Below are 24,649 nucleotides of genomic sequence, written 5' to 3' on the forward strand. Positions count from 1 at the left end.
GCTGACGCGGTGCCCCAATCCGTGCCACTGACGAGACTTCTCGATGACGCGGGCTTGCTGTCACTCGAGCATCGGCTCCACCTCGAAGACGTGCTCGGCGCACACGTGTGGGAGGTCGACCTGGAAGAACGCCGACTCGAATTCGCGGGCGACGAGGGCTCGTTCGTGTGCACCGACGTCCATCTGCTCGGTACGGCCGACGCCGAGACGTGGCTGTGGGGGTGGGTCAATCCCTGGGGTTACCCGCGTTCGCTGCTGCGTGCCTCGGAGACGGTGCGCGACTTCGGCCTTCGATACGGTGTCGCCGAATTGTGTTCGGCCGAACTGCCGGTGGTGCTCGGTGGCGCCGCCCCGGAGCCCTATCAGGTGGCGGGGCTGATGGCGGACGCCGCGAAGATCGTCTGCGGGCGCTGGAACTCCTACTGCGGCGTCATCGATGGCGCCTGCGTCGCGTTTCTCATCGAACACCCGGCGTTCGAATTGCCCGCGCCCACCCCCTCGGGTCTCGCTCGCGTCCTGGCCTATGGTTTCGGCGCACTGCCCCTGACCGATCACCGGCGCGCCGTATACAGCTACCTGAACCGGCGGGGTCTGGGCACCGAATTCCTCGACGACTACCGGTGGCTGGAATTCGGCGGCGACGGTCTGGCGGGTGAAGTGGAGTTCGACGCTTCCGGCCGGATCGCGAGCCTGGATATCCGACTCGCGACGGAGGCGATCGATTCGCCCTTCGAGGCGCGAACGCAGTCGGCCTCGTCCCACTGACCGTCCATCCGTCCGGACGGACGGCTGCGGCCTGCCGCGGTCAGTTCGGCGGGAACCTCTGCTGGAACCAGTCGAGGATGTCGGGGAGGGCAATGCGGGCCGATCCGGCGTGGTCCACCTCGCCCAGGTCGCGCAGGGTCGCGTTGCCGCTGCCGAGAGCTCGCAGGCAGTGCTCGGCGTTGGGATAGGGGACGGCGCGGTCGCCGTGGGAAGCGTAGAGGCGGACCGGCACCCGTGGTTGCCAGTCGCAGGTGCCGTCGCTCTCGGCGATGGCCGCGGCGGCTGCGCCGGTCGGTTCGATGGCCAACTGGAGGAACCGCGGGGTCAGCACTTGCGCGGGGGTGGCGGCCAGCGAGGTCACGATGGTGATCTCGCTGTGGAAGCCGTCGAAGAGTTCTTCCACTTTATCGGCATAGGGCTGCTGGAAAGCTTCGGTCGGATCGTCGTAGAGCTGGTGGATCCGGTTCATCGAAGTGAGCCAATACGAGAGGAACAGCACCGCCGCACCCGGTACGACCCGCCCGTCGAGCGCGGCGGGCGCCTGAACGTGCTGGAGGTCGTAGGGGCCGCTGATCGGGGCCAGGGCGGCGACCCCGAAACCGGGGATCGCTCCGGCGTGTAGCGCTTTGCCGAGCGCCATCGCGGCGTGGCCGCCCTGGGAGAAACCGGTCACCAGCACATTCGGGTCCAGCTCCCGGTGCTGTTGTGCCGCGAGGGATTCGGCCGCGCGCAGCAGGTCGGCCGAGGCGCTGGTCTCGGAGGGCGCATGGGTGTAGGGATGCGTTCCGGGACCGTTCCCGAGGCCCAAGTAGTCCGGTGCCGTCGCCGCGTACCCGGCGGCGGCGAACGCCACCGTGCGCAGCCGGTCGGAGAGATTGCGGGTGTCGACCGACGGCGCGTCGCTCTTCAGCGTCATGGTCCCGTGTTCGTAGCTGACCACCCGCAGCCGCCGAGAGTCGGTGCGCGGCAACACCACCAGCCCGCTGGCGGTGGTCGGCTCGCCCTGCGGGGTAATCGTCCGGTACTCGAGGCGAAAAGCGTCGACGCCGTTACGGACGGGCGTGCGGATATCGCCGTCGGCCAACAGCGCGGCGGTCTGCTCGGGCGGCAGACTCAGCAGGGGAGTGGTCGATACGATCGCACCGCGGTCAGGCGGCGATTCGCGCTCGGTGTCCGCGCACCCGGCGGCGGCTCCCAGCAGGACGACCACCGCGACCAAGCAGCGCCTCAGACGGTCCATCCGTGGATCCTCTCGATGATCATCGGGTCCGCTCCATCATCGCGCTCGGACCGGCGGGTGGTCGGCTCCCGCGGTCACTCGAAGATCGCCGAAGGTTCGGGCGCGGCTCCCTGGCCTCTGCGAGGTCGTGTCGGAGTGGGTTCGGTGCGTGGTCGTAGCCAGCAGATCCACCGGGTGGTCACCGGCCGATAAGTAAATCAACGTTCTGAAAAGCTTCATCTATCTACCAGTGCAAACTAGCTATATGTTATGAGATATTATTAGAGATCCGGGTAGCTTGGTGTGATTGCTGCCTGCACGACGCAGGGCTGTCGAGGCTATCCGGTCGAAGCTGTCCGGTCGGCGCCGACACGCGGAGGCGGCCGATCGAGGGTTACTACCCGAGGAGTGGGTGTGGGCACGGTACCGGCGAGCGCGACGACCGAGATCTACTTCCGTGCGGCGGCCGCCACTTTGGTCGAGGCGGCGACAGTGCTGGCTGATTTCGGGTGCTCCCCGGTCGACGTGTCCGGCATTCTCCATCGGTTGCGCCGAGTCGAGCACGCACTCGGCGTGATCATGGCCAACCTGAGCGCTGCCCTGGCGTCCGGACCGGTGGCCGCCGACCGCGCGCAATTCTCCGGACTCGGCGAGGCCCTCGGCCGCGTCCTGGAGCGCACGCACGCGGCGGCCACCGTCGCGGACGCCCACTTCATCACGGCAGTGCCGGACGAGGTGCTCGAGGTCGTGGTGACGATAGGTCGCTGCGCCCAGCTCACCGCCGCGGCGCTGGGAGCCTGCGAGCAGCCGCTGCTCGGGTCGTATCGCGCCGAGTTGCTGCGTCTCGCGGTGCACGCCGAACGGACGTTCACCCGGTGGTCGCTGGCGCGCACCGGCGGGGACCCGACGGCGGAACTCGGCAGCGCGCTCGTCTCGGTCGTCCACGCGTTCCTGGCGGTCGGCCACGCGGCGGCAGTCGTCATCCCGGACTGAACGGCCAGGGTAACCCTCGGCCCGCGCGGGTGCGGCGAGAACGGTCCGCATAGTGCCCATATCGCTATGTGGCCATCCATTCTTCCGGATAAGTAGCTGTCACCTGGGTGAACGCGGCTTTAGTTAGTGGTTGTTCATGCTGTGTGATAGAACTCACTGGCGAAACGAAGGGGACTGCTCGACATGCAACCAACAGCCAAGCAACGCGCGGCGATGAACATCATCTGCGACACCTTCAACCCCGGCGACGGGCTGACGCTGCCGTCGGCGAGCGCGCTCGGCGCCGTCGATACCGTCTTCGAGTTGCTGGGCCGCAATCCCCGCGAGGCCGAGAAGAAACAACTGGCCACCCTGCTGAACCTGTGGGATTCGCGGCTGGCGGGCCTGCTCACCGGCAGCGGTCCGCGGCGTTTCTCCAAACTGACGCAGGAGCAACGGGAACAGGCGTTGCTGCGACTCGCCGATTCCCGCATCGAGTCGGTGCGGGTGCTCTTCCAGGCGCTCAAACAAGCGTCGCTGCTGTCCTACAACATCACCCCCGGCCCCTCGGGCGTCAATCCGCTGTGGAAGGAGATCGGTTATCCGGCCCCGGCCGGTCCGCTCCAGACCGCGCCCGCGCCCGCGCTGTCTCCGCTGCGCTTCGGCGAAACCACCGAACTGCACTGTGATGTCGTGGTCGTCGGGTCCGGCGCCGGAGGCGGTGTCGCGGCCGCGGTGCTGGCCGAAGCGGGTCTCGACGTCATCGTGGTGGAACGCGGAAACTATTACGACGACCGCGATTTCGGTCTCGGCGAACTCGGCGGGCTGAAGCACCTGTACGCGCCGGGGCCGCCCGGTTCCACCGAAGGCCAGATCACCCTCGTCGCGGGCACCTGCCTGGGCGGTGGAACGGTCGTCAACTGGAGCACATCCTTGCCGACGCCGCAGGACGTCCGGGCGGAGTGGGCCGCGCTGGGCGCCGCCCAGTTCGCCGAGGCCGAGTTCGACGAGGCGCTCGAGGTGGTGCGCCGCCGGCTCGGCGTCACCGAGCAGCGGTCGGTGTTGTCGGCCCGCGACGGTGTTCTCGAACGCGGCGCCCAGGCGCTGGGCTGGGAAGTGGATACCTTGCCGCGCAATGTCACCGACGCCTGCGATGCCGACGTGGAGTGCGGTCGCTGCGGATACGGCTGCCGGTTGGGCGCCAAGCAGTCGGTGACCAAGACCTGGCTCGCCGATGCGGCCGATCGGGGCGCGCGGCTCGTCGTGGACGCCGATGTGCGCCGGATTTCCGTGCGAGGCGGCCGGGCGCAGGGCGTTTCCGCGGTCACCTCCGACGGTGTGGCGATCGAGGTGCGCGCCCGGGCGGTGGTGGTGGCGGCCGGAGCGATCCAGACTCCGGCGTTGCTGCGGCGCTCCGGGTTGCGCAACGACAACATCGGCCGCCACTTGCGCCTGCATCCGGCGGCCGCGGTGTTCGGCGTGTTCGAGGAAGAGATCCGGCCGTGGGAAGGCGGCTTGCAGACGAGGATCTGCCGTCGGCACAGCGACCTGGACGGCGACGGCTACGGCGTGATCTACGAAACCGGCCCGATTCATCCCGGTCTCGCCACCGGGTTCATGAGCTGGCGCGGCGCCGCGAACCATCGGGCCACCATGCTCGATTTCGCGCGTTCGAACGCGATCGGCATCATCACACGTGACCGCGACTCGGGCACCGTATCCGTCGACCGCGGCGGTGAGCCGATCGTCAACTACCGGTTGTCGGATTACGATGCCGCCCATCTGCACACCGGGTTCGAGGGGGCGGCGAGCATCCTGGAGGCAGCGGGCGCGCAGCGCATCTTCTCCGGGCACCAAGCAGGCGTCTCCTATGAGCCCGGCCGGCGCGGGTCGCATGCCGATTTCGCGGCCGCATGCCGGGCCGCCGGGTACGGTCCGGGACAGTGTTCCCTGGGCGCGCTGCACATCATGGGCTCGGCGCGGATGGGTGGCTCACCGCAGACATCGGCCACCAACCCGGACGGCGCCACCTGGGAGGCGGCCAACATCGTCGTCGCCGACGCGTCCTGCTTCCCCACGGCGTCGGGCGTCAATCCCATGGTCTCGATCGAGGCGATCGCCTACATGAACGCGAAACGGCTTGCCGCGCAGCTGGTCTGAGTAATCGGCCGGTCGGTCAGAGCGCGCGGATGCCGTCGAGCACCGCGCGCAGGAGGCCGAGATCCGACTCCGGTCCCGTCGCGGTCGGGGCCGACCGGCAGATCAGCCTGCCGTCGTCGAGCAGGTCGCCGATGAGGACCTTCGTCATCGTCAGCGGCAGGCGCAGTCGCGCGGATACCTCGGCCACCGACTGCGGAGTGCGGCACAACTCCACGATCGCCGCGTATTCGGGTTCGGTGCGCCGTAGCGCGGAGCCGGGCGCGCCGTCGACCACCAGGGTGACCAAGTTCAGTTCCCGGCGCACGGCACGACCCCGGCCGCGGGTGATGGCGAAGAGCCGGACCAGCGGACCGGCGTCTTCCTCGTACCAGGGATCGTGCTGATAGCTCATGGCCGTGTCGAAGCGGGTGGGTGCGGGCGCGTATCGACCGACAGGTGGGTTCCGACTCGCTGCACCGTCTGATTCATCTCGTAGGCCACCATACCCATATCGGCGGTCTCGGACGCCATCAGCGCCAGGCACGCGTTGGCCCCCGCCGTGGTGACGAACAGCACCGCGCGATCGAGTTCCACCACCGTCTGGCAGACGCCACCGGCGTCGAAATGGTGGCCCACGCTGCGGGACAAGCTGTGCAGTGCCGATGCCATCGCGCAGAATCGCTCGGCGTCGGCCTTGTCCAGCTGAGCCGAATGGCCGATCAGCAGCCCGTCCGAGGACAGCAGGACCGCGGACTGGGCTCCGACGAGTCCGGCGACCAGCTCGTCGAGCAGCCAACCGAGGCCGGTTCCCTGGGAAGTAGTCATCGTCGCCTTCTGAATGTGTATGGAATTGCGGACTAGTCGAGGTCGGGACGCTTCCGGCGTCCCTGGCGGGTCCCGCTCTCGATGGCACTCATCAGATTGCGTGCTTCATCGGCGGTCCGTTGCCGTGCCGGTGCCGCGGCGGGCGGCGCCGACTGCTCGTCGGGAGACTGGCGGCGGCGGCGCGGCAACGGCGGCCTGCCATCCGGAGCGGGCTCGGTGTGCGGTGCGGGCTCGGTGCGCGGTGCGGGTCCGGAGTCGAATCCGCGACCGCCGTCGGTGTGCGGGCCCTGCGCCCAGGACTGCTCGGAGGACGAGGTGAACCACGCGGACCGTCCCGGGACCGGTGCGGGCTGAGGGGGCGCGTGCTCCGGCGCCGGAGTCTGTACGGGCTCGATACGGTCACCGTCGTTGTGGTCGGGTGGCTGCGTCCCCGACTGCAGAAGCGCGTTGGGAATCAGCACCACCGCTCGCACGCCGCCGTAGACCGATTCACCCAGACGCACCGAGACGCCGTGACGGTGGGCCAGTTTCGCGACCACGAACAACCCCAGCCGGGTGTCGCTGGACAGGGACACCACACTGAAATCGGGCGGGTTGGACAGCAACTCGTTACGCGCGGCGAAGTCGGCCTCCGACATGCCGAGGCCTTGGTCGATGATCTCGACCGCCACACCGCGCCCGACGATGACGCCGGACACCTCGACCCGCGCCTGCGGGGGTGAGAAGGCCGTCGCGTTGTCCATCAGCTCGGCCATCAAGTGGATCAGGTCGGCTACGGCGTTGCTCGACACCTGGGACTCCGGCAGCCTGCCGGTCTGAATGCTGGCGTAGTCGAGGCTTTCCGCGACGGCGGCGCGGACCAGGTCGAGCAGCGGCACCGGCTTGCGCCAGCGCCTGCCCGGTTTCTCGCCACCGAGGATGATGAGGTTCTCCGCGTTGCGCCGCGCCCGCGTCGCCAGGTGGTCGAGCTGGAACAGCAGCTCGAGCTGGTCGGCGTTCTCCTCCTGGCGCTCGGCCTGATCGAGCAGGGCGAGCTGGCGATGCACCACGACCTGGCTGCGATGGGCGATATTGAGGAACACCGCGTTGACGCCCGCCCTGGTCTTCGCTTCCGCGACCGCGGCCGACACGGCCGCGACATGGGCGCGGTTGAAGGCGTCGGCCACCTGGCCCAATTCGTCCGTACCGAAATCGAGCCGCGCCAATTCGGTCTCGGAGTCGAGGCTCTCGCCGCGACCGAGTCGTTGCATGACTTCGGGCAACTGCTGGTCGGCCAGTTCCAGGGTGTCGCGCCGCAGTCGCCGCATTCGTGCGATGAATCGGTTGGCCAGCACCAGCGCCGCGAGGAAGGCGAGCGTCGCGACCAGCAGCACCGCCGCGCCGCCCAGCATGGACTGCTGCGCGGTCCGGTCGCCGCGCTCGCGTGCGATGGCGTGCGCGTCGCGGCTCTGGTCGTCCCACAGCTTCAACAGGTTCGTCCCGACCTGGCCGGAAGCCTCCTGCCATGCCGCGACAGTCATGGGCAACGGCTCGCTTCGCGAGGTCGAGCGGCCGCTCTGGGTTCTGCCGGTGCCCTCGCGAGTGGACTCGTCGAAGTCGGTACCCGCCTCCACCGGCCCCCGCAGCAGCACCGCGTCCTGCATCGCGATCACTTTCCGATAGGCCGGTCCACCGGTGATCTCCTGGAGTTGAGCCAGGCGCTTGCCCTTCAGGACGCGGCCGGCGTATGCCACCTGACCACGGAATTCCCCGAGCAATCGGCTGAATTCGGTCAACTGCTCGGGAGTGTGCTCGCCGACGGTCACCGCCACCGCGCCCAGGGTGTCCGCCATGGACAACGCTTCAGCCGCGCGCAGGGGCTCGACGCCGTAGCTCAGCTCCATGGCGATGTCGGCTTCCGGCGCCACCCGCGCGGCGAGCGTCGAGGCGGCGATGATCGTGCCGATGACCCCGCTGAAGACTTCGAACACCTCCTTCGGCGGGGCCTGCCGGCTGTCGACCCCGCCGCGCAGGGTCGGAACCAGCGCGAACAGCTTGTTGTAGCCTTCGATGTCGGAGGCGGACCCGCCGGGATTCAGTTTGCGGGCGGCATCGCCTTTGGCGATCACCGCGGCCAGCGCCGCGTCCGAGCGTTGGCGCGCGGCGGTGAGCCCGCCGACGATTTCGGTGTCACCGGCCAGATACAACAGCGACAAGCGCCGCTCCTCCTGGAACGACTGCACCATGAGAATGGCCGGCGCCGTCGTACTGCTGGCCAGCTCCGCCCATTCCTTCGCTGCCCGGGCGGAGTGCACCAGGTAGCCCGCCGCACCCACCCCGATCGCGAGAAGTGTGACGCTGGATATGAGGACGATCGCCAGCAGTCGTACCCGGACACCCACTCGACCACGGACATCACGCCGGCTCGACCGAACCACTCCCACAGCGGATTCGCGTAGCTCAGACCACTTGCTCACGGCTTGAAATGCCTACCTCTGACACGGCCCCGCCCGGCCCGGGCGGCACCTCACCTGTACCCGACCGAAGAATAACGAAAGTGTAGCGGTTCGATCGCGAATCGTATGGTTTTGTGACACTCGACAAGTGAACGGCAATTATTCCTGAATATCGCTCTGCGTGCTGTAGGACGACTCGAATCGCCCGTGCGCGGCAAACACCGGTCAGGGCCCACAGCATGTGCGGCCGACGGAACCGCAGTCGTTCGATTCAGAGCGGTTCCCTATTATTAAATTATCGCCGGTTCTGGTGGTAATTCCGTCAGCGGGCTCGGCGAATACCCGCATGGCCGCCGACCCGCCAGGCCTGCCGAGTTCGGCGCGAAAAAAACACTTACCCGCGCCGATCCAACCGGGCGATGATATAGCGTCGGTAGGGAATTCGAGTTCCCGCCACTGGTGATGATCCGCCGTCCGGTCGGTCCCCCGGACCCGGTAGCGGATCCCCGCGCATCGGGCGCGCCCGGCGGAGCGCCGATTACCGCGTCACGGGAATCAGGTGGCCCGCAGCTCGAGGGCGGCGATGACGCAGCGCAGGATCTCCGCGGGATCCAAGCCCGGGGCGCGACGAGTTCGGCGGTCCGCGAGAAGCTTGCCGGTTTCCCGGTCACTCCGCGCGTCCTTGACGGCATCGGGCCCGTACGTGAGGTGCAGGCCGCCGGGAACGGTGCCGGTCGCCCGGCAGGCTCGGAAGAACGCGTGGATCGCGTCGATGGCACCGTCGATGCGAAGGGTCGCGGGGCCGTGCCTCGTCCGCCTGGCCGGCATCGGATCGCCCACCCAGCAGACCGGGGTCTCGCACGCGGCGGCCGCGGCGAACAACGCCGGAAGCGTGTCGAGGGTGCCGGCGACGCCGAGCCGAGGCACGAGCGTCAGTCTGCCCGGCAGCCGCTGCGGATTCAGCGCCCGGCACAGGCGCTCGACGTCGTGCGGGGTGGTCGTGGGACCGAGTACTACCGCGACGGGGTTGCCGACACTCGCGGCGAACCGCACCCGGTCCCGCGCGGGATTGTCGATCCACACCAGGTGTGCCGAACGATCCCACCACCGCCCATCCGGTCCCGGACGAGTCGATGCGGCGGCGTTCGGCAATGTCGGCTCGCGCGAGATACGCAGGGGCGCAATCGAAGTGTGCAGTTCGTGAGCGCCCTGCGGGGCGACCGCGGCGATGGGCAACAGTCCGCCGACCGTGCGGAGCAGATCGCGTCCCACCGGCTCGCGGCACCGATCCGCCGCCCGATGCAGCAGGTTCACGCACAGCGTGAGCGGCAGGCGGTCACCGGGCCACTCGCCGAGCGCCTCGGCGGCGCGAAAGTATCCGGGCTGCCGCCTGGGCGCTCGTTCTATGGTGACGGCCGTTTCTCCCAGTACATGCGCCATGACCGCCGCCGCGGCATGCGTCAGCGCCCGGCGGTCGGCGACCGCACGGGTTTCGCCCCCTGACGATGTGCCGTCGCGCCCACCGAGGTGCAGCACGAAACCCTCGCCGCGAGCCACCCGCGCCAAACTGGTTGTGAGCGAGTTACATTCGTGCGGATGAACCGGTGCCGGCATCGGCCGTGAACGCCGCGCACTGTTCGGTGAGGTCGCGGATACCTCGCCGTGCGGCACGCTGCCCCGGAGATCGTGCATGGGGAACAGTTGTCTCGGAATTCCGGGCGATGCCGCCCCCGCGAGCACCGGTTCATCGGCCCAAGGCTGGTCGTCGCCGGTCGTGGCGGCGAAATCGGGGGGAATGACGTCGGGATTGAACGATTCCCGGATATAACAGAGTGGCTGCTCTCCGAGCAGCATGACGTACGCGCGCGCCGCGCACACCCGGCCGTCCGGCCACGTCGTCACGCCGGTGCGCAAGAGGTGCCGCCGCTGGGACACCCCACGGGAGATCAGGCCGGACCCGATCGGCGTCCCGACGTCGTCCAACCCCGAAGCGGCCGCGCCCGAGCGCCCGGCGACGACGTAGTTGACGGACGCGGTGACCAACTCGGCGTTGACCAGGCAGGAGTGACGCACGAGGACGCGATCGGCACCGGACACGCGCAGGGCATCGGTGACGGTGTCCGGCAGCAGCCCGGCCGCGACAGCGTCTTGGCGCAATACCCGCACGTGCAGGTCGGTGCCCAATATCGCCGACAGGGCGGGCGTGGTGAATCCGTCGCTCGCCAGCAGCATCCTGGTCAGAGGGTGGCCGAATCGCCTTATTTCGCTGTGGTTTCGGAAACCCGAACCACCGGGCGGGCAATCACCCGGTGGTTCGGGGCCGGTGTGCGTGATCGTCACGACCGGCTCCGTGCACTGACTATCACGGGAGATCCGTACGAGACCGGCGCTAGAGAATGGGCGCACCGGCTGTGGTCGGTGGGAGTACGGGCCGGGCCACGGCTTCGATTTCCTCGTCCGTCCTGGGCCGATCGGTCAGGCCGAGCACCGGTTCGGTGGTGATTCGCAGCTCGCCGGTGGTGGTGTCGGCCAAGGGGTCGCGCCAGTGATCCCACACCACGGACATGTCGAGGTGACCCATGTATTCGAGATTCGCCGACTCGGCGTGGAGATGTTCGGCCGCGGAGATGATGGTTTCGGTCGCGGTGCGCTGTTGCGCTCCCGAGGACTCGTCCATGTCGGTCAGGCCCGCCATGATCTCGGTGAACTGGGCCTGCTTCGTGTCGCCGCTGTGCCCGGTGGTGAGCGTGCCCGCATGCGCGAAGTATTCCTCCGAGCCGACGTACTGCTCGTACATGCGCGAGACCAGCACCAGGAATCGCGTGTAGGCCCGGCGATAGGCGTGCTCGTAGAAGGCCAGAGCCTCGGCCTCGCCCAGTTCGCCGCGTGCGACCGTCGCGATTGCCGCGGCGGCGACCAGCCCCGAGTACGTCGCCAGATGCACGCCGCTGGACAGCAGCGGATCGAGGAAGCAAGCCGCGTCGCCGACGACGACCCAGCCCGGGCCGCTGAACCGGTCGGAGGTGTAGGAGTAGTCCTGCTCCGCCTTGACCCCCGCGACCTGCCGCGCGCCCGCGAGCAGCTTGCCCATCGCCGCGCTGTCGCCGAGGGTCTCCAGGTAGTACGCCTCTCGGCCTTGTTCCCGAAGCTTCGGCGCGGCGGTGCGCGCGGAAACGACATAGCCGACGCTGTGGCGGCCGTCCGAGAGCGGAATGTTCCAGAACCAGCCGCCCTCGGGCGTGGACACCACATTGATCGCACCCTCCGGGCTGTCCGGATGTAGGTGCGCGCCTTCCCAATACGACCACACGGCCACGTTGCGGAAGGCCGGGTGCTGCTGGCGCTCCACGACTTGGTGTTTGGCCAGCACGCCGGCCCGGCCCGACGCGTCGACGAGGAAATCGATCCCGGTGGTGTGGATTCGGTCGTCACCCTCGACGGTCCACTCGACGGCCGTCGGCCGCTCGCCCTCGAACAGGACGTTGGTGACCGTCGCCCGCTCGATCACCTCCGCGCCCTGCTTCGCGGCGTTGCGCAGCAGCAGTTCGTCGAAGACGTCGCGCTCGACCTGCCACGACCAGGCTTCCGCGTCCACCAGCTTGGACCAGTCCAGCAGCCAGTCGTCGTTCTGCCACTGGAAGTGGCCTCCTCGTTTGACCTGGAAGCCGTGCGCGGCCACCGCGTCGTAGGCGCCGGAAAGACGCAGCGTCGACAGCACCGACGCCAACAGGCTCTCGCCGATGTGATAGCGCGGGAACTTATCTCGTTCCAGGAGGGTCACCCGTACCCCCGACTTGGCGAGCAGGGCCGCGGTGGTGGACCCGGCCGGGCCGCCTCCGATGACCAGAACGTGCGGATTGTCCATAGCGAACTCCCTGGAACTGCCGACAAGGAACGTGCACGCACTTCAGTGGCGGAGAACTCCGGGCGACCCCACGGTCATGGGTGAGCCAGGGCGCATATTGCCGCTGGTTAGCTAGGCTAACGGTGCACGATCTGAGTGTAGCAATTGATAGCGAAACTGCAAGATATGCAACGCATTTGACAACGCTCAGCAGATCGACATTCGGATTGCTCCAGGGATGCCAAAATCCCCGCACGGTGCCTCTCTGCCGATTCGCCGTCACTCGGCCCGGCCGGTGGCACCCAACTGGCCGGGTGCCGATAGGCGGTGTGAAAACCGTTGCGGGGAACAGTGTTTCGCGGCCGCTACGCGTTCGCCGCTGATGATGGGGGATGTCTGGGGTAGGCGGGGGCGGCACACCTCGTATGGTCATCACCCCGCTCTCCCTACGGATTCAGGATACGGGGGACGGTCCGGCCGCACGAGCCGTTCACCCAGAGTTACCTCGCCGGTGGGCTCGTCGCGGTGCCGGGCCAACTCCGGGCGACGACCCGGCTGGGTGGATCACGTTGCGGCGCGGTTAATTTGCCGGACTGTGTGACCTGCGCAGTAAGGAATTTGGAGGTGTCGGTGGATGTGACACTCGGGCAGGCTCTTTCGGTGCCTGTGTGGTGGGAGTCGTATCCGCGCTGCTCCTCGAAAATCGACAAGGGCGCGCGTGGTAGCGGTGCTCTGGGTGTTCTTCGAGACGGTCGCGAACGGCGACAGTCGATGGACGAATTCGTCTTCTCGGCCGATCGAGGTCACGCCCGATCTTTCCGGCGGCGTCCTGAGCGGGGTCGACGAGAAAGGATCGGACTGATCGGGTAGGGGCGGCGCCGCGTCGTCGGAGGTCCGGCGCGACGGCGGCGCAGGTCGGCGATCGAGGCGGCGAGTTCGTCGGAACCGAGTCACGGTGCGTGTCGGCGGTAGCCGACCAGGTCGTCGGCGGTCTCGCTGTCGGAGTAGCGCTGGATACGGCAGGGGGGTCACCATCGCCGCGGCGAAGATGCGGTGATCGTCGATGGTCGCGGTGGCGGCAATGCTCGCGGCTCCGTCGCGCCACACGATCGCTAGCTGCGTTCGATGGTGCCTTCCGAGCGGCTGCGCAGCCCCCCGGGCGTGAGACTTCCAAGGCCCCGGCGCGCGGTCTCGAATCGACCCGGACCACCAGGTGCGGAGAACGGAACCGGAGCGAATGGATCTCATTTTCATTTCGGGCCGTGGAATTCGTCCGCTTCGCGCGCCGGTCCCGGCTGAGCGTGATAGGACGGTGGTCCGGATGTGTCTTGAGAAGTGCAGGACGATCTGGCTTCGGAGCGCGCCGCGTGGGTGTGCTCGGACCGAATCGGGAGCGTCATGGAGTCTCCAGCCGAACCCCGCCCGTCCGACCTCGAGCGGGCGCCCGCATCGAACAAGAACGCCGATCCGCGGACGCGGTTGTCCAGCAGTCTGCGAAGGCACGGTCCGGCGGTGGTGATGTCGACGCGCGGCACGGCCGACGCGTTCACCCTGGCCGTGTGGTGCGAGGACATCCGCCGGGCGATCGAATGCGCGGAGGCTTCCTCCTGCGGCTTGGTCGTCGACACGACCAAGCTCGAGTTCCTGTCCTGTCGCGCGCTGCTGGCACTGGCCCGCGAAGCCGTCCGCTGCCGTGGCCACGCCACCGCCGTGAGCCTGGTCAGCCCGAGCCCGACGATCGCCAGGATCGCTTCCGCCGACCCGGTGATCGCACGGTTGCCGGTCCACTCGACCGTGGTCAGCGCCCTCACCGCACTCCGGCTGCACCCACCTCGCCGAACGCTACCGCGAACCGCGCGACCGACCGCGCCGTCGAAGCCGGGTGCGTTGGGAGCCGCCTTCCGGAATTCGGGCAAGACGGCGATGCGGCCGGGGTCGGCGTCGAGGATCGCCCCGGACGACACCGCCGGTGCCCGACGAGGACCGGGACTCCCGGACTCGTGAGCACTTCTCCGTTTCGGCGAAGCCGTACACCAGCGACTCGAGATCGAGCGCGACCGAGATGGTGCCGGGAATGTCGTACTCGGTGTCTCGTGCGCGTGGGTCTCGCGCACGATTGGAGCGGTTGAGCTGGCGTGCTCACCGGCTGCGGGCTCACCGGTCTTCCGGCGCCTCGTAGGCGCGCAGGAAGGTATCGACCGCCGCCGTGGCGACCGCGTGCATCTCGGCGGTGGAGACCTTGCGGGTGCCCAGCCGCGAGCGGTCCTCCATCGGGGCGGTGATCAGCACGAGGAACTGTTCCGCGGCGGTCGCCGGGTCACACGCGCGCAAACGGCCGGACAGCGACAGACGGGCCAACCGGTCGGCCAGTGCTTCGACCGGCCGGTCGGACGTGCGGCTCACGACGATGTCGATCAGATCGGGAAACTGCGCGACCTGGCCGTAGGTCAGCCACCGCAGCGATCGTGAGCGCTCGGCGCAGCGCACCCGGATCAGCCGGTAGGCCAGATCTTCGAGGGCGGCGCGCAAGTCGGGGCCGGGGTTGCGCAACCGATCCAGCACGGACAGGTTCTCGGCCAGCACGGCGTCGCCGACCGCCGTCAGCGCGTGCCGGAACAGGGTTTCCTTGTCGTTGAGGTGGTTGTAGATCGTCGGCTTGGCGACGCCGGCCTCCTCGGCGATCTCCTGCACGCACGCCTGCGCGTAGCCCCGGCGCGCGAACACGACGAACGCCGACGTCCAGGATCGCCTGTCGCTTGTCGATCCGCCCGCGCGAACCCGCCTGTCCGGCCTGCGATGTCACTGCTGCCACTCCCGCAGTGTAAACCGCCCGATCTGCGGGTTTTCCCCACTGGTTCAGTTCGATGAACCTGTGGATCGAGGGTCTACCTCACCCGGCCCGCCCCGACCGGGATACCACCGCGTACCGGATTACCGGCTCATCCAGGTTGACCGTGCCGGGTTCAGGCTCGGCCGAACCACCAGATATCGCCCGATGTCCATTCCGTGCCTTGCCCGGAGATCGTCAAGGTGACGTCGCCTGCGAATGCCAACGACAACGAAGAATCAGGTTCGATAGTGGCGGCCTCCACTGTCAAGTTGAGGACTTCCGCTAGAAGCAGCAGCCATAGCCTTATCTCGGCGTCTTCGGTCCTGGTGCTCGGCCGAGGTGGCGGTGGCTGCACTGTGAAGTCGGTGCCGATGTAGAGGCGGACTTCCGGTGGTACTGCCATGTCGTCGTTGCATGCGAGCGTCAGGTACGGCCAAGCCTGTCGAATGCCGATCTCGGTGACGAAGGAGCCTACGAGCGACGCTGGGTGTAGTTGATCCGGGTCCATCGCTTCTGCTTCCTGTCGCGCCGTCCGGCGTGCCTCAGTTGTTGATCATAATTCTGTGTCGTGTGGTGGCCGGTCGAAGATCGGCTGATCCGCACCCCCCGCCGTGCTGGGCGCGTGGAGTCGCCCGGTGCGCGGCGACTCGGTCGTCCTCGCGGTGGACGCCGCTGCCGCGATACGCAAGTGGCGTGCAAGTGCGGCGCAATGAAGCCGCCGCACAGTGGTCCTCATGAACGAGACACGTGAAGTAGTGGTGGTCGGCGCCGGGCCGGTCGGGCTCATGCTGGCCTGCGAGCTGCGGTTGGGCGGGGTGGACGTGCTGGTGGTGGAGCGCCTCGCGGAGCCGGATCGCACCATCAAGGCGGGTGCGATCAATGTGCCGACCGCCCAGGCCTTGTATCGCCGCGGACTGCTCCCCGAACTGCGCGCCGAGCAGGAGACCGCACTCGCGCGGTTCGCGCAGTTCCGCCGCGACGGCGGAATGCCGCTGGTCGTCGATGGACGGCGGCCGGCGGCAGGGCATTTCGCGGGCCTCATGCTGGACGTGGACGCCATCGACTTCGACGACCCGCGATTCGCCGAACTCGGTCCCGCCGCCGAGGTCTTCCTGGTGGCACAGCAGTCCATCGAGGCGATACTCGCTCGCCGCGCCGCCGACCTCGGCGTGGAGATCCGGCGCGGGGCGCAGGTGGCCGGGTTCTCCGACGACGGCGAGGGCGTCACCGTCGATTGCGGAGACCACACGGTGCGCACCGGCTGGCTGGTCGGCTGTGACGGCGGGCGCAGCATCGTGCGTAAAATCGCCGGCTTCGAGTTCCCCGGCGTGGGTCCGGAGATCACCGGCCGTCAGGCGATCGTGGACATGACCGGCGCCGAGGACCTTCGAATGGGTTGGAACACGACCCCTTCCGGCATCTACACCTATGGACCCATGCCCGGCCGTGTACTCACGGTCGAACTGGACGGGCCGCCCGCCGACCGCGAAACACCCGTGACGGCGGCCGAACTCCAGCAGAGCATCCGTACCGTGTCCGGAGTCCCGGTGGTGGTCACGGCCGTGCGTTCGGCCACCCGCTTCACCGACAACACCCGTCAGGTTCCCGACTACCGCAAGGGCCGGGTGCTGCTGGCCGGTGACGCCGCGCACGTGCACTCGCCTTTCGGCGGACAGGGCCTGAACCTCGGGGTCGGTGATGCGGTCAACCTCGGCTGGAAGCTGTCCGGTGTGGTGCGCGGCTGGGCGCCCGAAGGGCTGCTCGACACCTACACCGCCGAACGCCATCCCATCGGCGCATGGGTGCTGGAGTGGACGCGGGCGCAAGTCGCGCTGATGCGCACCGATGCCCGCAGCCGCGCCCTGCGCGCCGTCATCGCCGAACTGCTGGCCTCTCGCGACGGTGCGACCGGAGTGTTCGAGAAGATCTCCGGTGTGCGGCACCGCTACGACCTCGGCGGGAGACATCCACTGATCGGAGCGGCCACACCCGATATCGAATTGGCCGACGGCACCCGCCTCGGTGCGCATTTCACCGGCGCCGAGGCCGTCCTGCTCGACCTCACCGATTCCGCCGATCTGCGATCCCGCGCCGCGGGATGGTCCGGGCGGGTGCGCGTCGTCACGGCGAAACCCACGCAGCCTCGCGAGCTCTCGGCTCTGCTGGTCCGTCCCGACGGCTGCGTCGCCTGGGCTGCCGACGGCGGCGACCTGGACGGCCTCGAGGAATCGCTTGGCCGTTGGTTCGGCGCTCGGTCAGCTCAGTAGCCGCTGTTCGAGTTGAGCGAGGACGGATCGGTTGCGCTGGGCATCCAGGGCCAGGGCTGCGGCCCAGACGTGCGCCGAGATGACTCCGGTCTGGACACGGTCGATCCAGTCGTGGATGGTGCTGTGCCGGTCGAGGGTGTCGTCGTCGAAGGTGATCGGTTCGAGGTCGGGCATGTGCACGTAGCGCAGCTGGGTGGTTTCCCTGCCGCGGGCGTCGAAAATGCTTGCCGCCCAGACTTCCTCGGTGGTGGACGATCCGCCCGCCGGTGTGCTGGTCGTCGTGTCGGACCGGTTGTCGATCCCGTGCACGACGGCGTCCGCGGCGGCCCGGTGGGCCAGCCCGAATCCCCACAGGCGGCCGCGCATCCCCGCCATCATCCGCCCGGCGATGTCCAGGATCGGAGAGCCCGCGACCGTGGGGCTGTCGTCGGGTGAGAATTCCGCGAAACCCGCCGCGCTCGAGGTGTCGTCGTCCCCCGTGCCGGTGAAACCCCAGATGTGTACGAGGCCGAGGTCGGTACCGGGCGCACTGCTGCGGCGCGAGATCATGGCCGGTAGCAGAGTGTCGATGATGGACCGGGCCGGATATCGGATCGCAGGCACGATATCGGATCGACGGATGCTGCTGGAGCGCTTGTGATTTCGTCGGCCGGACATAGGCTTCTCCGTCGCGGTGGGGTTTTCGGACAAGGCATCGACCCGGTTGCAGTCAGCGTTGTCAGTGTAGATAGCCCACCGGTGACGGTGTCGCAACATCGCATACTCGTGCGCGATGTGTGTGGTGAACGCGGGGGCCGGCTGCCGTCCGTCGTCACCGTGCGGATCGGCGGTCGCGGCCCGCCGAAGGTTGTTCGTCCAGGTCCGCGTAGGAGTCGCCGATGCGTCGAACCGGTTCCGCGGCGCGGACTCCGGCCTACGCGCGCGGTGCCGGACATCAGGATGCATTGACAAAGTGGAACTGTGCGGCAGTGTCCGCCAAGGGCGGAGGGGTGGAACAGCTCATCCGCGAGGATGATCGGAAACCAATCGCTGCCTTCTCGGCCAGGCGAGCGGTCAGCCGAAGAGTCGGTCGTCGGGCAGCGGGCGGGTGATCGAATTCTCCGACCGGCCGCCCGGGTGGGCGATCAGGCGGTTCGGTCCAGTCGCGGTGCGGAGTGGCCGATCGTGGCACTGGTTTCGCCGATCAGGCGTTGCAGGAAGGCTTCCTGCTGCTTGCGGCCGTGGATGGCGGCGCGGTCGAGTCCGCCGGGGGTCAGGTGGGTGTAGGCAGTGCGTACGAGGTTGACGGGGATGCGCAACGCGGGGTACCAGGGCGGGACATAGGCGGGCAGTCCGAGGATCCGCATCGCTTTGGGTCCGAGGAAGGCGCTGCTGACCGACAGGTGCTGGGCGCGGGCGAGGCGGCCTCGCAGACCGGGCAGGTCGGGGTAGGACCAGTGCAGTGGATCGTCGGCCATGGGACGGGCGAGTTGGCGGCTGGTCTCGTCGGGGTTGGTGATGGCGGTCAGGCAGTGGTCGAGGATGGCGATGCCGTCGCGGAAGCCGTTGGGCAGCCAGTGTTCTTCGACGCCGATGAGCCAGCCGACGTAGCGGGTGAGGTGGGCCGCGGCGGCCAGTTCGCGGGGGGAGAGGATCACACCGAGCGCCATGCCGCCGACGACGGGCGCGAGCAGGGCGCCGACCAGGGTGGCGGCCATGTCGGTCTGGTTGATCGGCAGTCCCCATTCGTCGGTGCGCCAGTCGGGCATGGCGGCGACATGCCTGCGGACCAGGGAATGGATCAGCCGCACATGCAGGGTGGAGCGGTAGCCGACACAGTAGCGGTCCATGCCGTTCTCGGTGGACACGTCCATCGCCCATTGCAAGGTCTCGGCGAAACGGCGGGCGGGGCCCTTCTCGAGGGCGCCGGTACGCAGGAGGGTCTTGTTGAACCCGGAGGCCAGGTAGCCGCCGATGAAGGACACGTCGCGTGCGAAATACAGCCCGTCGTTGCCGCCGGAACGGAACACCCGCTCGCCGTCGCGCAACAGGTCCGGGTCGACCCACGCCGGGGTGTCCTCGACGACGGTGAAGAAGTCACGCAGCGGCGAGGGAGCGCCGGGGATGCTGTCGATGCCCGACGTGAGTGCCCGCTCGAACAACGGTCGCGTGGCGGCCATGCCTTCGGCATACATCCACTCGACGAGGCGGTCCATCGGCTCGTCACCGATGAGCAGTGATTCACCGAGCAGCCGCCAGCGCTGCGGGGACGGTTTCCCGATACGCAGCAGCGCGGCGAATGGGCCGAGACCGGGTGCTTTACGGGGCCGGTCGGGGTGCCGTGCCGGGATGGTCGCGGACGTGGTCATGGGTGGGCTCCTCGTCGGGGCGGGTGATGCCGTGCTTCATCAACGGCACGATGGTGGTTCGGACAAAGGCGCGGGCGCGGGCGTCGTCGGTGAAGTCGACGCTGCCGCCGCCGGGGGTGAGCATCAGCGAGTGGGCGAGGCGGGCAACGAGTTCGGCGACCGGGCGCGGGTCGTAGTCGTCGACGAGGCCCGCGGCCTGGGCGTGGGTGAGCATGCCGACGATGTACTCGATTCCGATGGACACCAGGCGTTCGCCCTGCACGGTGGAAAAGCGCAACGCCTCCTCGGGCGCGACCCGCAGCAGCTGGGTGACCAGCCGGTGGATGCGGGTCTGCAGCAGGACGTACAGCATCGTTTCCTCGATCTGGGCGTCCACGTCGGCTGTGGTGGTCGCGATCGCGGTGACCTCGGCGAGCATGCGACGGGTCTCGCGCGCGAGTACCGCCTCGATCAGGTTGTCCTTGCCCGCGAACCGGCGATGGATGGTGATCCGGCTGAGCTCGGCCCTGCGGGCGATGTCCTCGAGGCTGGCCCGGCGGATCCCGACCTGGAGGATGCGTTCCAGCGCGGCGTCCATGATCCTCTCGTCGACGCCGTCGCTGCCCTCGGTCATGATGCAAAGGTACAAAGATTGTTTCATTGTGTCAATGGATCGCGAGATAACACGATTGCGGGGAAAGCGCGCTCACGATGTGTGGCCGCGGGGATGGCGGGAGGCGACGATGACCGGACGGCGCGGGCCTGCCGCCGCACTGCGCTGGTCCGCCGCACTCGCGGTGGTGGTTTCGACGGGCGGATGCGCCACCCTGCTCGGTGAACCCGCGCCGCCGCCGTCCGCCGAGGAGATCGCCATGGCGACAGCCGAATTGGCCGCCTTGCCGCCTTCGGAAGTAGCGGAGCAGCAGGTGGCGGCGGTGGTCGAGCAGATCGCCGCCGCTGCCTCGGCGATCGAACCGGCGCTGCGGTGGACCCGCGGCGAGGAGCGAGCCCTCGGCCCTTGTTACGGCCCGTATGAGCACACCGGCGGCAGGCGCGTCGTCCTGCCGCGCTACCGAGCCGACGGCTCGCTGCCCGAGGGAGTCAGGAGACGGCCCGCGACCTGGCCGCGTCGGTGGGTGCGCCGGACATGCTGCCCGGCGGTAGTTTCTCGCCGGACCGGCACGTCACGTTCGAGGGTGCCGATGGTGCCAAGTGGGACAGCAACACCGAGCTGTCGGTGTTCGCGGACACCCGGTCGATGACGATCACCGCGACCGTGGGCTGCCGGCTGCCCGCGAGCGAGCGCCCGGCTGGGTAACGCTGCCACCGCGTCGTCTGCGATGCCGGGAACCGCTCCAGCGCAACTCTTCCGGCCGCACACTCCGCGCGCCGACCGCGTCTACCGGCAGTCTGTGCTGACCGAGCGGTGTGCACGTCGACGGGGTGCTACGGGCTTCGGAACGCTCGCCGGTAGGCGCCCGGGGTGGTGCCCACCTGGGCACGGAAGCGGCGGCGCAGATTCACCGCCGAGGTGAGGCCGACGCGTGCCGCGATCGCCTCCACCGGCAGGTCGGTTTCCTCGAGCAGGAGGCGCGCCTCGGCCACCCGGCGCGACAGCAGCCATGCGCCGGGGCTCGTGCCGAGCTGATCGGCGAAGCGCCGGGCCAGCGTGCGGGGCGAGACGCTGAGGCGCGCGGCCAGATCGCCCACCGACAGCGGTGTTGCCAGGCGCGCTCCGGCCCATTCGAGGAGGCCGTCCAGCGCGTCGGCGGGCGGTGGGGGCGGCGCGTACTGTACCTGGCCGCCTTCGCGGTGCGGGGGCATCACCATATGCCGCGCGATGAGCGCGGCGTGGGCGGCGCCGTGGTCGCGCCGGACCAAGTGCAGGCACAGGTCGATACCCGCGCCCGCACCGGCGCTGGTAGCGACATCGCCGTGGTCCACGTAGAGCACATCCGGTTCCACGCGAACCTCGGGAAACTCCCGTGCCAGCTGGGCGGCACGGGCCCAGTGCGTTGTCGCCGAACGCCCGTCCAGCAGCCCCGTGCGGGCCAGCGCGAACACCCCGGAGCAGATCGTGACGAGCCGCGCCCCACGAGCGTGCGCCCGCAGCAGCGCGCGGCGCACGCGGTCGGGCAGCGGTGCGTCCACCGGTGCCCAGCCGGGGATGAGCACGGTGTCCGCGGAGGCCAGTGCCGAGAGTCCCCGCGACACCGACAGCGCGTAGCCGGAGGTCGTCGCGACCGGGCCCGGTGTCTCCGCGCACACCTCGAACTCGTAGTACTGCGGCACACCGGCCCGCTCGGTCCCGAATACTTCGGCGGCGCAGCCGAGTTCGAACGTCGACTGCACCGGACGCACCAGGGCCACCACACGATGCATGGCACAAAAGTACCCTGTGATGACCGACCGGACACTTACCCTGTGTCGCCGCGCGCGGCACCGTGGGAGGCATGCACCCCGAGATCCTCGCCCAGGAGGGCTACACCTCCGTCTCCGTCACCGAATCCCCGGTCCGCGAACTCTTCCCCGGCATCCGGCTACGTCACCTCTGGAAAGGCCCCTCCGGAGCGCAGGCCAACGTGCTGGAGATGGACCCGGGTACCTCGTGGCCGCGCCGCGATGTCCACGAGCCCGGCCCGGAGGAGGTCTACGTGGTCGCGGGCACGTTCAACGACGGCGCACGCGACTACCCGGCCGGGACCTTTCTGCACGCCCCGGCCGGGTCCTGGCATGTGCCCGCGACCACGACCGGCTGCACGCTGTTCGTCTTCTACCCGGAAGGGTAGGAGTGCGAGAGGTCGTGGTCGCGGCCGCCCGCCGCACCGTATTCGGCCAGCCCGGTCAGGGCCTGCGGCAATGGACCCCGGTGCAGGACGCCGAGACGCTGGGTGGCGCGGGTGAGGGCGACGTAGAGCTCGGCCGCGCCGCGTGGTCCTTCGGCGAGGATCCGTTCCGGTTCCACGACCAGGACGGCGTCGTACTCCAGGCCTTTGGTCTCCGACGCCGCCACCGCGCCCGGTACATCCGGCGGCCCGATCACGACACTGGTACCTTCGCGACCGGCTTCCGCGCGGACGAAATCCTCGATGGCCGTGACAGATTCGTGCTCGGTGACCCGCCTGGACCACGGCTGGACGCCGCACGCGCGAACCGACTCCGGTGGTCGCACCCCGGGCGCGAACTCGGTGAGCAGCGCGGCGGCGACGGACATGATCTCGGCCGGGGTGCGGTAGTTCACCGACAGCGACCGATAGACCCAGCGGCCGGGCACATACGGCTCGAGCATCGTGTGCCACGAGGTCGCTCCGGCGACCGACCGGCGTTGGGCGAGGTCGCCGACCACCGTGAAGGAGTGGCCGGGGCAGCGCCGCATCAGCACTCGCCAGTCCATTTCGGACAGTTCCTGGGCCTCGTCGACCACGACGTGCCGGTAGGTCCAGTCCCGGTCCGCGGCGGCGCGTTCGGCGAGTTCGCGAGTGTCGCGCTCGAGGAAGCGATCGGCCAGATCGTGCCCGTAGAGCATGTCCTGGGCCAGCAGGTGGTCCTCGTCGTCCATCAGGTCCTCACGGCTGACGAGGAGGTCCAGCACCCCGGCGGCGTACGCGGCCTCGGCCTGCTGTTCCCGCTCCGCCGCGCGGTCGTCCGACTTGTCGCGGCCGAGCAGATCGACCAACTCGTCGAGCAGCGGCACGTCCGACACCGTCCAGGCATCGCCGTCGGCGCGCCACAGAGCATCGTCGGCACCCGCCGCCGCCAACCGCTCCGGGGACTCGTACAGCTGCGCCAACAGAGTTTCCGGCGTCAGGATCGGCCAGAGTTCGTCGAGTGCGGCGGTGAACTGGTCGTTGTCCGCGAGCTCGGCGATGAGGTCGACGCGCAGGTTCTCCCATGCATCGCGCTCCTCGCGGGTCAGCCAGCCTCGGCCGATCCGGGCTATCGCTCGTTCGGTGAGCACCCAGGTGACGATGTCGCGGAACACCGCGCGGGCCTCGTTGTGCGGCTGTCCGCTCGCGCGTGCCTCCTCCCTGGCCCACTCCGCGGTCTCGGCGTCGATGCGCATCGTGACGTCGGTCAGTTCGATCGGCAGCGGCTGCTCCGGCAGTCGCTGCCGATCGGCCACCGCTGCCGCGAGCACGTCCAGGATCCGCAGCGAGCCTTTGAGCCGGGCGGCCTCCGGGGTGTCCTCGGCGGTGACGCGCAAGCCGGGCACCAGGTCGCCGGTGGTCGTGAACACGACGTTCGTCTCGCCCAGCGACGGTAGAACGCGGCTGATGTGATCGAGGAACGCCGGGTTGGGGCCGACCACGAGCACACCGTTGCGTTCCATCCGCTCCCGCTGGGTGTAGAGCAGGTACGCGACGCGGTGCAGGGCCACCACCGTCTTCCCGGTACCGGGGCCGCCCTCGATCACCAGCACGCCGGGGTGGTCGAGCCGGATGATCTCGTCCTGCTCGGCCTGGATCGTCGCCACGATGTCGCGCATGCCGGTACCGCGCGGCGCGTCGACCGCCGCGAGCAACGCCGCGTCGCCTCGCTCGCCACCACCGGGGCGGCCGAGCACCTCGTCGGTGAAATCGACCACTGCGCGCCCGCGAGTATGGAACTGGCGGCGTCTGCGCATGTTCTCCGGGCTGGCGGCGGTAGCGACGTAGAACGCGCGCGCGGCCGGGGCCCGCCAGTCGAGCAGCAGCGGTTCGTACTCGTTCTCCTCGTCGAAAATGCCGATCCGGCCGATGTAGGAGTGTTCGCCCGAGAGGGTGTCCAACCGGCCGAAACACAGCCCGTCGTCCGCCACGTCCAGCCGCTTCGCCTCCTTGGCCAGCGCGCGCACCTCGACATCACGTTCCATGGGTGTGCCGCCGGTTCCTCGCAACGCCGCGGCGTAGCGACCTTTCACCCGCGCGCGCTCGGCGTCGAGCCGCGTGTAGAGCCCGGCCACGTAGTCGCGCTCGGACCGCAATTCGTCTTCGTACCGAATTTCGCTACTCCCATTTCCGCAGGTTCTGGCCACGGGCAGCGATTC

20 protein-coding genes and 1 pseudogene are annotated in these 24,649 nt (G+C 68.9%); 8 read left to right on the top strand and 13 right to left on the bottom strand.

Annotated features, from left to right (window positions below; all coding sequences use genetic code 11):
- Positions 1-9 precede the first annotated feature (9 nt).
- The gene (locus ON29_RS32845) at positions 10-765 is read left to right on the top strand and encodes a DUF6882 domain-containing protein (protein WP_063825398.1); all 756 of its coding nucleotides are present in this window, start codon (positions 10-12) and stop codon (positions 763-765) included.
- A 40-nt stretch (positions 766-805) separates the two neighbouring features.
- On the opposite strand, the gene ON29_RS32850 is transcribed toward ON29_RS32845, so the two are convergent.
- Complete coding sequence (locus ON29_RS32850; RefSeq protein WP_040872141.1) at positions 806-2,005, bottom strand: lipase family protein; 1,200 nt, start codon at positions 2,003-2,005, stop codon at positions 806-808.
- 393 nt (positions 2,006-2,398) lie between these two features.
- Here ON29_RS32850 and ON29_RS32855 point away from each other — a divergent pair, with 393 nt between their 5' ends.
- Both ON29_RS32855 and ON29_RS32860 read left to right on the top strand, forming a co-directional pair.
- Positions 2,399-2,977, top strand: coding sequence for a hypothetical protein (locus ON29_RS32855; RefSeq protein WP_157172996.1), 579 nt, complete (start codon positions 2,399-2,401; stop codon positions 2,975-2,977).
- A 183-nt stretch (positions 2,978-3,160) separates the two neighbouring features.
- Positions 3,161-5,116, top strand: coding sequence for a GMC family oxidoreductase N-terminal domain-containing protein (locus tag ON29_RS32860; protein ID WP_040872144.1), 1,956 nt, complete (start codon positions 3,161-3,163; stop codon positions 5,114-5,116).
- A 16-nt stretch (positions 5,117-5,132) separates the two neighbouring features.
- Here ON29_RS32860 and ON29_RS32865 read toward each other — a convergent pair whose 3' ends face one another.
- The 5 genes from ON29_RS32865 to ON29_RS32885 all read right to left on the bottom strand — a co-directional run bounded on the left by ON29_RS32865 (position 5,133) and on the right by ON29_RS32885 (position 12,220).
- Positions 5,133-5,507, bottom strand: coding sequence for a DUF742 domain-containing protein (locus ON29_RS32865; protein WP_040872146.1), 375 nt, complete (start codon positions 5,505-5,507; stop codon positions 5,133-5,135).
- Positions 5,504-5,920, bottom strand: coding sequence for a roadblock/LC7 domain-containing protein (locus ON29_RS32870; protein WP_040872147.1), 417 nt, complete (start codon positions 5,918-5,920; stop codon positions 5,504-5,506). The genes ON29_RS32865 and ON29_RS32870 overlap by 4 nt, the downstream gene beginning before the upstream one ends.
- Before the next feature lie 32 nt (positions 5,921-5,952).
- The gene (locus tag ON29_RS32875) at positions 5,953-8,301 is read right to left on the bottom strand and encodes a sensor histidine kinase (protein ID WP_051175876.1); all 2,349 of its coding nucleotides are present in this window, start codon (positions 8,299-8,301) and stop codon (positions 5,953-5,955) included.
- Between the two features lie 609 nt (positions 8,302-8,910).
- Positions 8,911-10,695 (bottom strand): 3-deoxy-7-phosphoheptulonate synthase, encoded by a 1,785-nt coding sequence (locus ON29_RS34210; protein WP_157172997.1) that lies wholly within the window; start codon positions 10,693-10,695, stop codon positions 8,911-8,913.
- Between the two features lie 49 nt (positions 10,696-10,744).
- Complete coding sequence (locus ON29_RS32885; protein WP_040872149.1) at positions 10,745-12,220, bottom strand: NAD(P)/FAD-dependent oxidoreductase; 1,476 nt, start codon at positions 12,218-12,220, stop codon at positions 10,745-10,747.
- Between the two features lie 1,377 nt (positions 12,221-13,597).
- Here ON29_RS32885 and ON29_RS34215 point away from each other — a divergent pair.
- Complete coding sequence (locus ON29_RS34215) at positions 13,598-14,203, top strand: STAS domain-containing protein (RefSeq protein WP_157172998.1); 606 nt, start codon at positions 13,598-13,600, stop codon at positions 14,201-14,203.
- A 150-nt stretch (positions 14,204-14,353) separates the two neighbouring features.
- On the opposite strand, the gene ON29_RS32895 is transcribed toward ON29_RS34215, so the two are convergent.
- Together ON29_RS32895 and ON29_RS32900 are read right to left on the bottom strand one after the other, a co-directional pair.
- Positions 14,354-14,923 carry a TetR/AcrR family transcriptional regulator gene (locus ON29_RS32895; protein ID WP_051175879.1) on the bottom strand — a complete coding sequence of 190 codons (570 nt, stop codon included), beginning with the start codon at positions 14,921-14,923 and terminating at the stop codon, positions 14,354-14,356.
- A gap of 239 nt (positions 14,924-15,162) precedes the next feature.
- Positions 15,163-15,537, bottom strand: coding sequence for a hypothetical protein (locus ON29_RS32900; RefSeq protein ID WP_040872151.1), 375 nt, complete (start codon positions 15,535-15,537; stop codon positions 15,163-15,165).
- Positions 15,538-15,763: 226 nt separating this feature from the next.
- Here ON29_RS32900 and ON29_RS32905 point away from each other — a divergent pair, with 226 nt between their 5' ends.
- Positions 15,764-17,296 carry an FAD-dependent oxidoreductase gene (locus ON29_RS32905; RefSeq protein WP_040872152.1) on the top strand — a complete coding sequence of 511 codons (1,533 nt, stop codon included), beginning with the start codon at positions 15,764-15,766 and terminating at the stop codon, positions 17,294-17,296.
- On the opposite strand, the gene ON29_RS32910 is transcribed toward ON29_RS32905, so the two are convergent.
- The 3 genes from ON29_RS32910 to ON29_RS32920 form a co-directional block, all read right to left on the bottom strand.
- The gene (locus tag ON29_RS32910) at positions 17,285-17,899 is read right to left on the bottom strand and encodes a hypothetical protein (protein ID WP_157172999.1); all 615 of its coding nucleotides are present in this window, start codon (positions 17,897-17,899) and stop codon (positions 17,285-17,287) included. The genes ON29_RS32905 and ON29_RS32910 overlap by 12 nt on opposite strands.
- A 521-nt stretch (positions 17,900-18,420) precedes the next feature.
- A complete protein-coding gene (locus ON29_RS32915) occupies positions 18,421-19,644 on the bottom strand; it encodes an oxygenase MpaB family protein (protein ID WP_040872157.1) in 1,224 nt (407 codons plus the stop codon).
- Complete coding sequence (locus ON29_RS32920; RefSeq protein WP_040872341.1) at positions 19,595-20,257, bottom strand: TetR/AcrR family transcriptional regulator; 663 nt, start codon at positions 20,255-20,257, stop codon at positions 19,595-19,597. The genes ON29_RS32915 and ON29_RS32920 overlap by 50 nt, the downstream gene beginning before the upstream one ends.
- Before the next feature lie 109 nt (positions 20,258-20,366).
- Between ON29_RS32920 and ON29_RS37940 the strand changes: the two are divergent.
- Both ON29_RS37940 and ON29_RS37410 read left to right on the top strand, forming a co-directional pair.
- Positions 20,367-20,711, top strand: a pseudogene (locus tag ON29_RS37940) (LppA family lipoprotein); the annotation flags it as partial.
- A 44-nt stretch (positions 20,712-20,755) separates the two neighbouring features.
- Positions 20,756-20,941 (top strand): hypothetical protein, encoded by a 186-nt coding sequence (locus ON29_RS37410; protein WP_245549315.1) that lies wholly within the window; start codon positions 20,756-20,758, stop codon positions 20,939-20,941.
- Between the two features lie 128 nt (positions 20,942-21,069).
- On the opposite strand, the gene ON29_RS32925 is transcribed toward ON29_RS37410, so the two are convergent.
- Positions 21,070-22,005 (bottom strand): GlxA family transcriptional regulator, encoded by a 936-nt coding sequence (locus tag ON29_RS32925; protein WP_040872158.1) that lies wholly within the window; start codon positions 22,003-22,005, stop codon positions 21,070-21,072.
- Positions 22,006-22,076: 71 nt separating this feature from the next.
- Between ON29_RS32925 and ON29_RS32930 the strand changes: the two genes are divergently transcribed.
- Positions 22,077-22,412 carry a cupin domain-containing protein gene (locus tag ON29_RS32930; protein ID WP_040872161.1) on the top strand — a complete coding sequence of 112 codons (336 nt, stop codon included), beginning with the start codon at positions 22,077-22,079 and terminating at the stop codon, positions 22,410-22,412.
- Here ON29_RS32930 and helR read toward each other — a convergent pair.
- Entirely contained in the window at positions 22,397-24,604 is a 2,208-nt protein-coding gene (gene helR / locus ON29_RS32935) for an RNA polymerase recycling motor ATPase HelR (protein ID WP_217999378.1), read from the bottom strand. The two genes, ON29_RS32930 and helR, sit on opposite strands and share 16 nt — an antisense overlap.
- Positions 24,605-24,649: the final 45 nt, after the last annotated feature.

This window comes from Nocardia exalbida NBRC 100660 (genome assembly GCF_000308575.1).
Classification (GTDB): domain Bacteria; phylum Actinomycetota; class Actinomycetes; order Mycobacteriales; family Mycobacteriaceae; genus Nocardia; species Nocardia exalbida.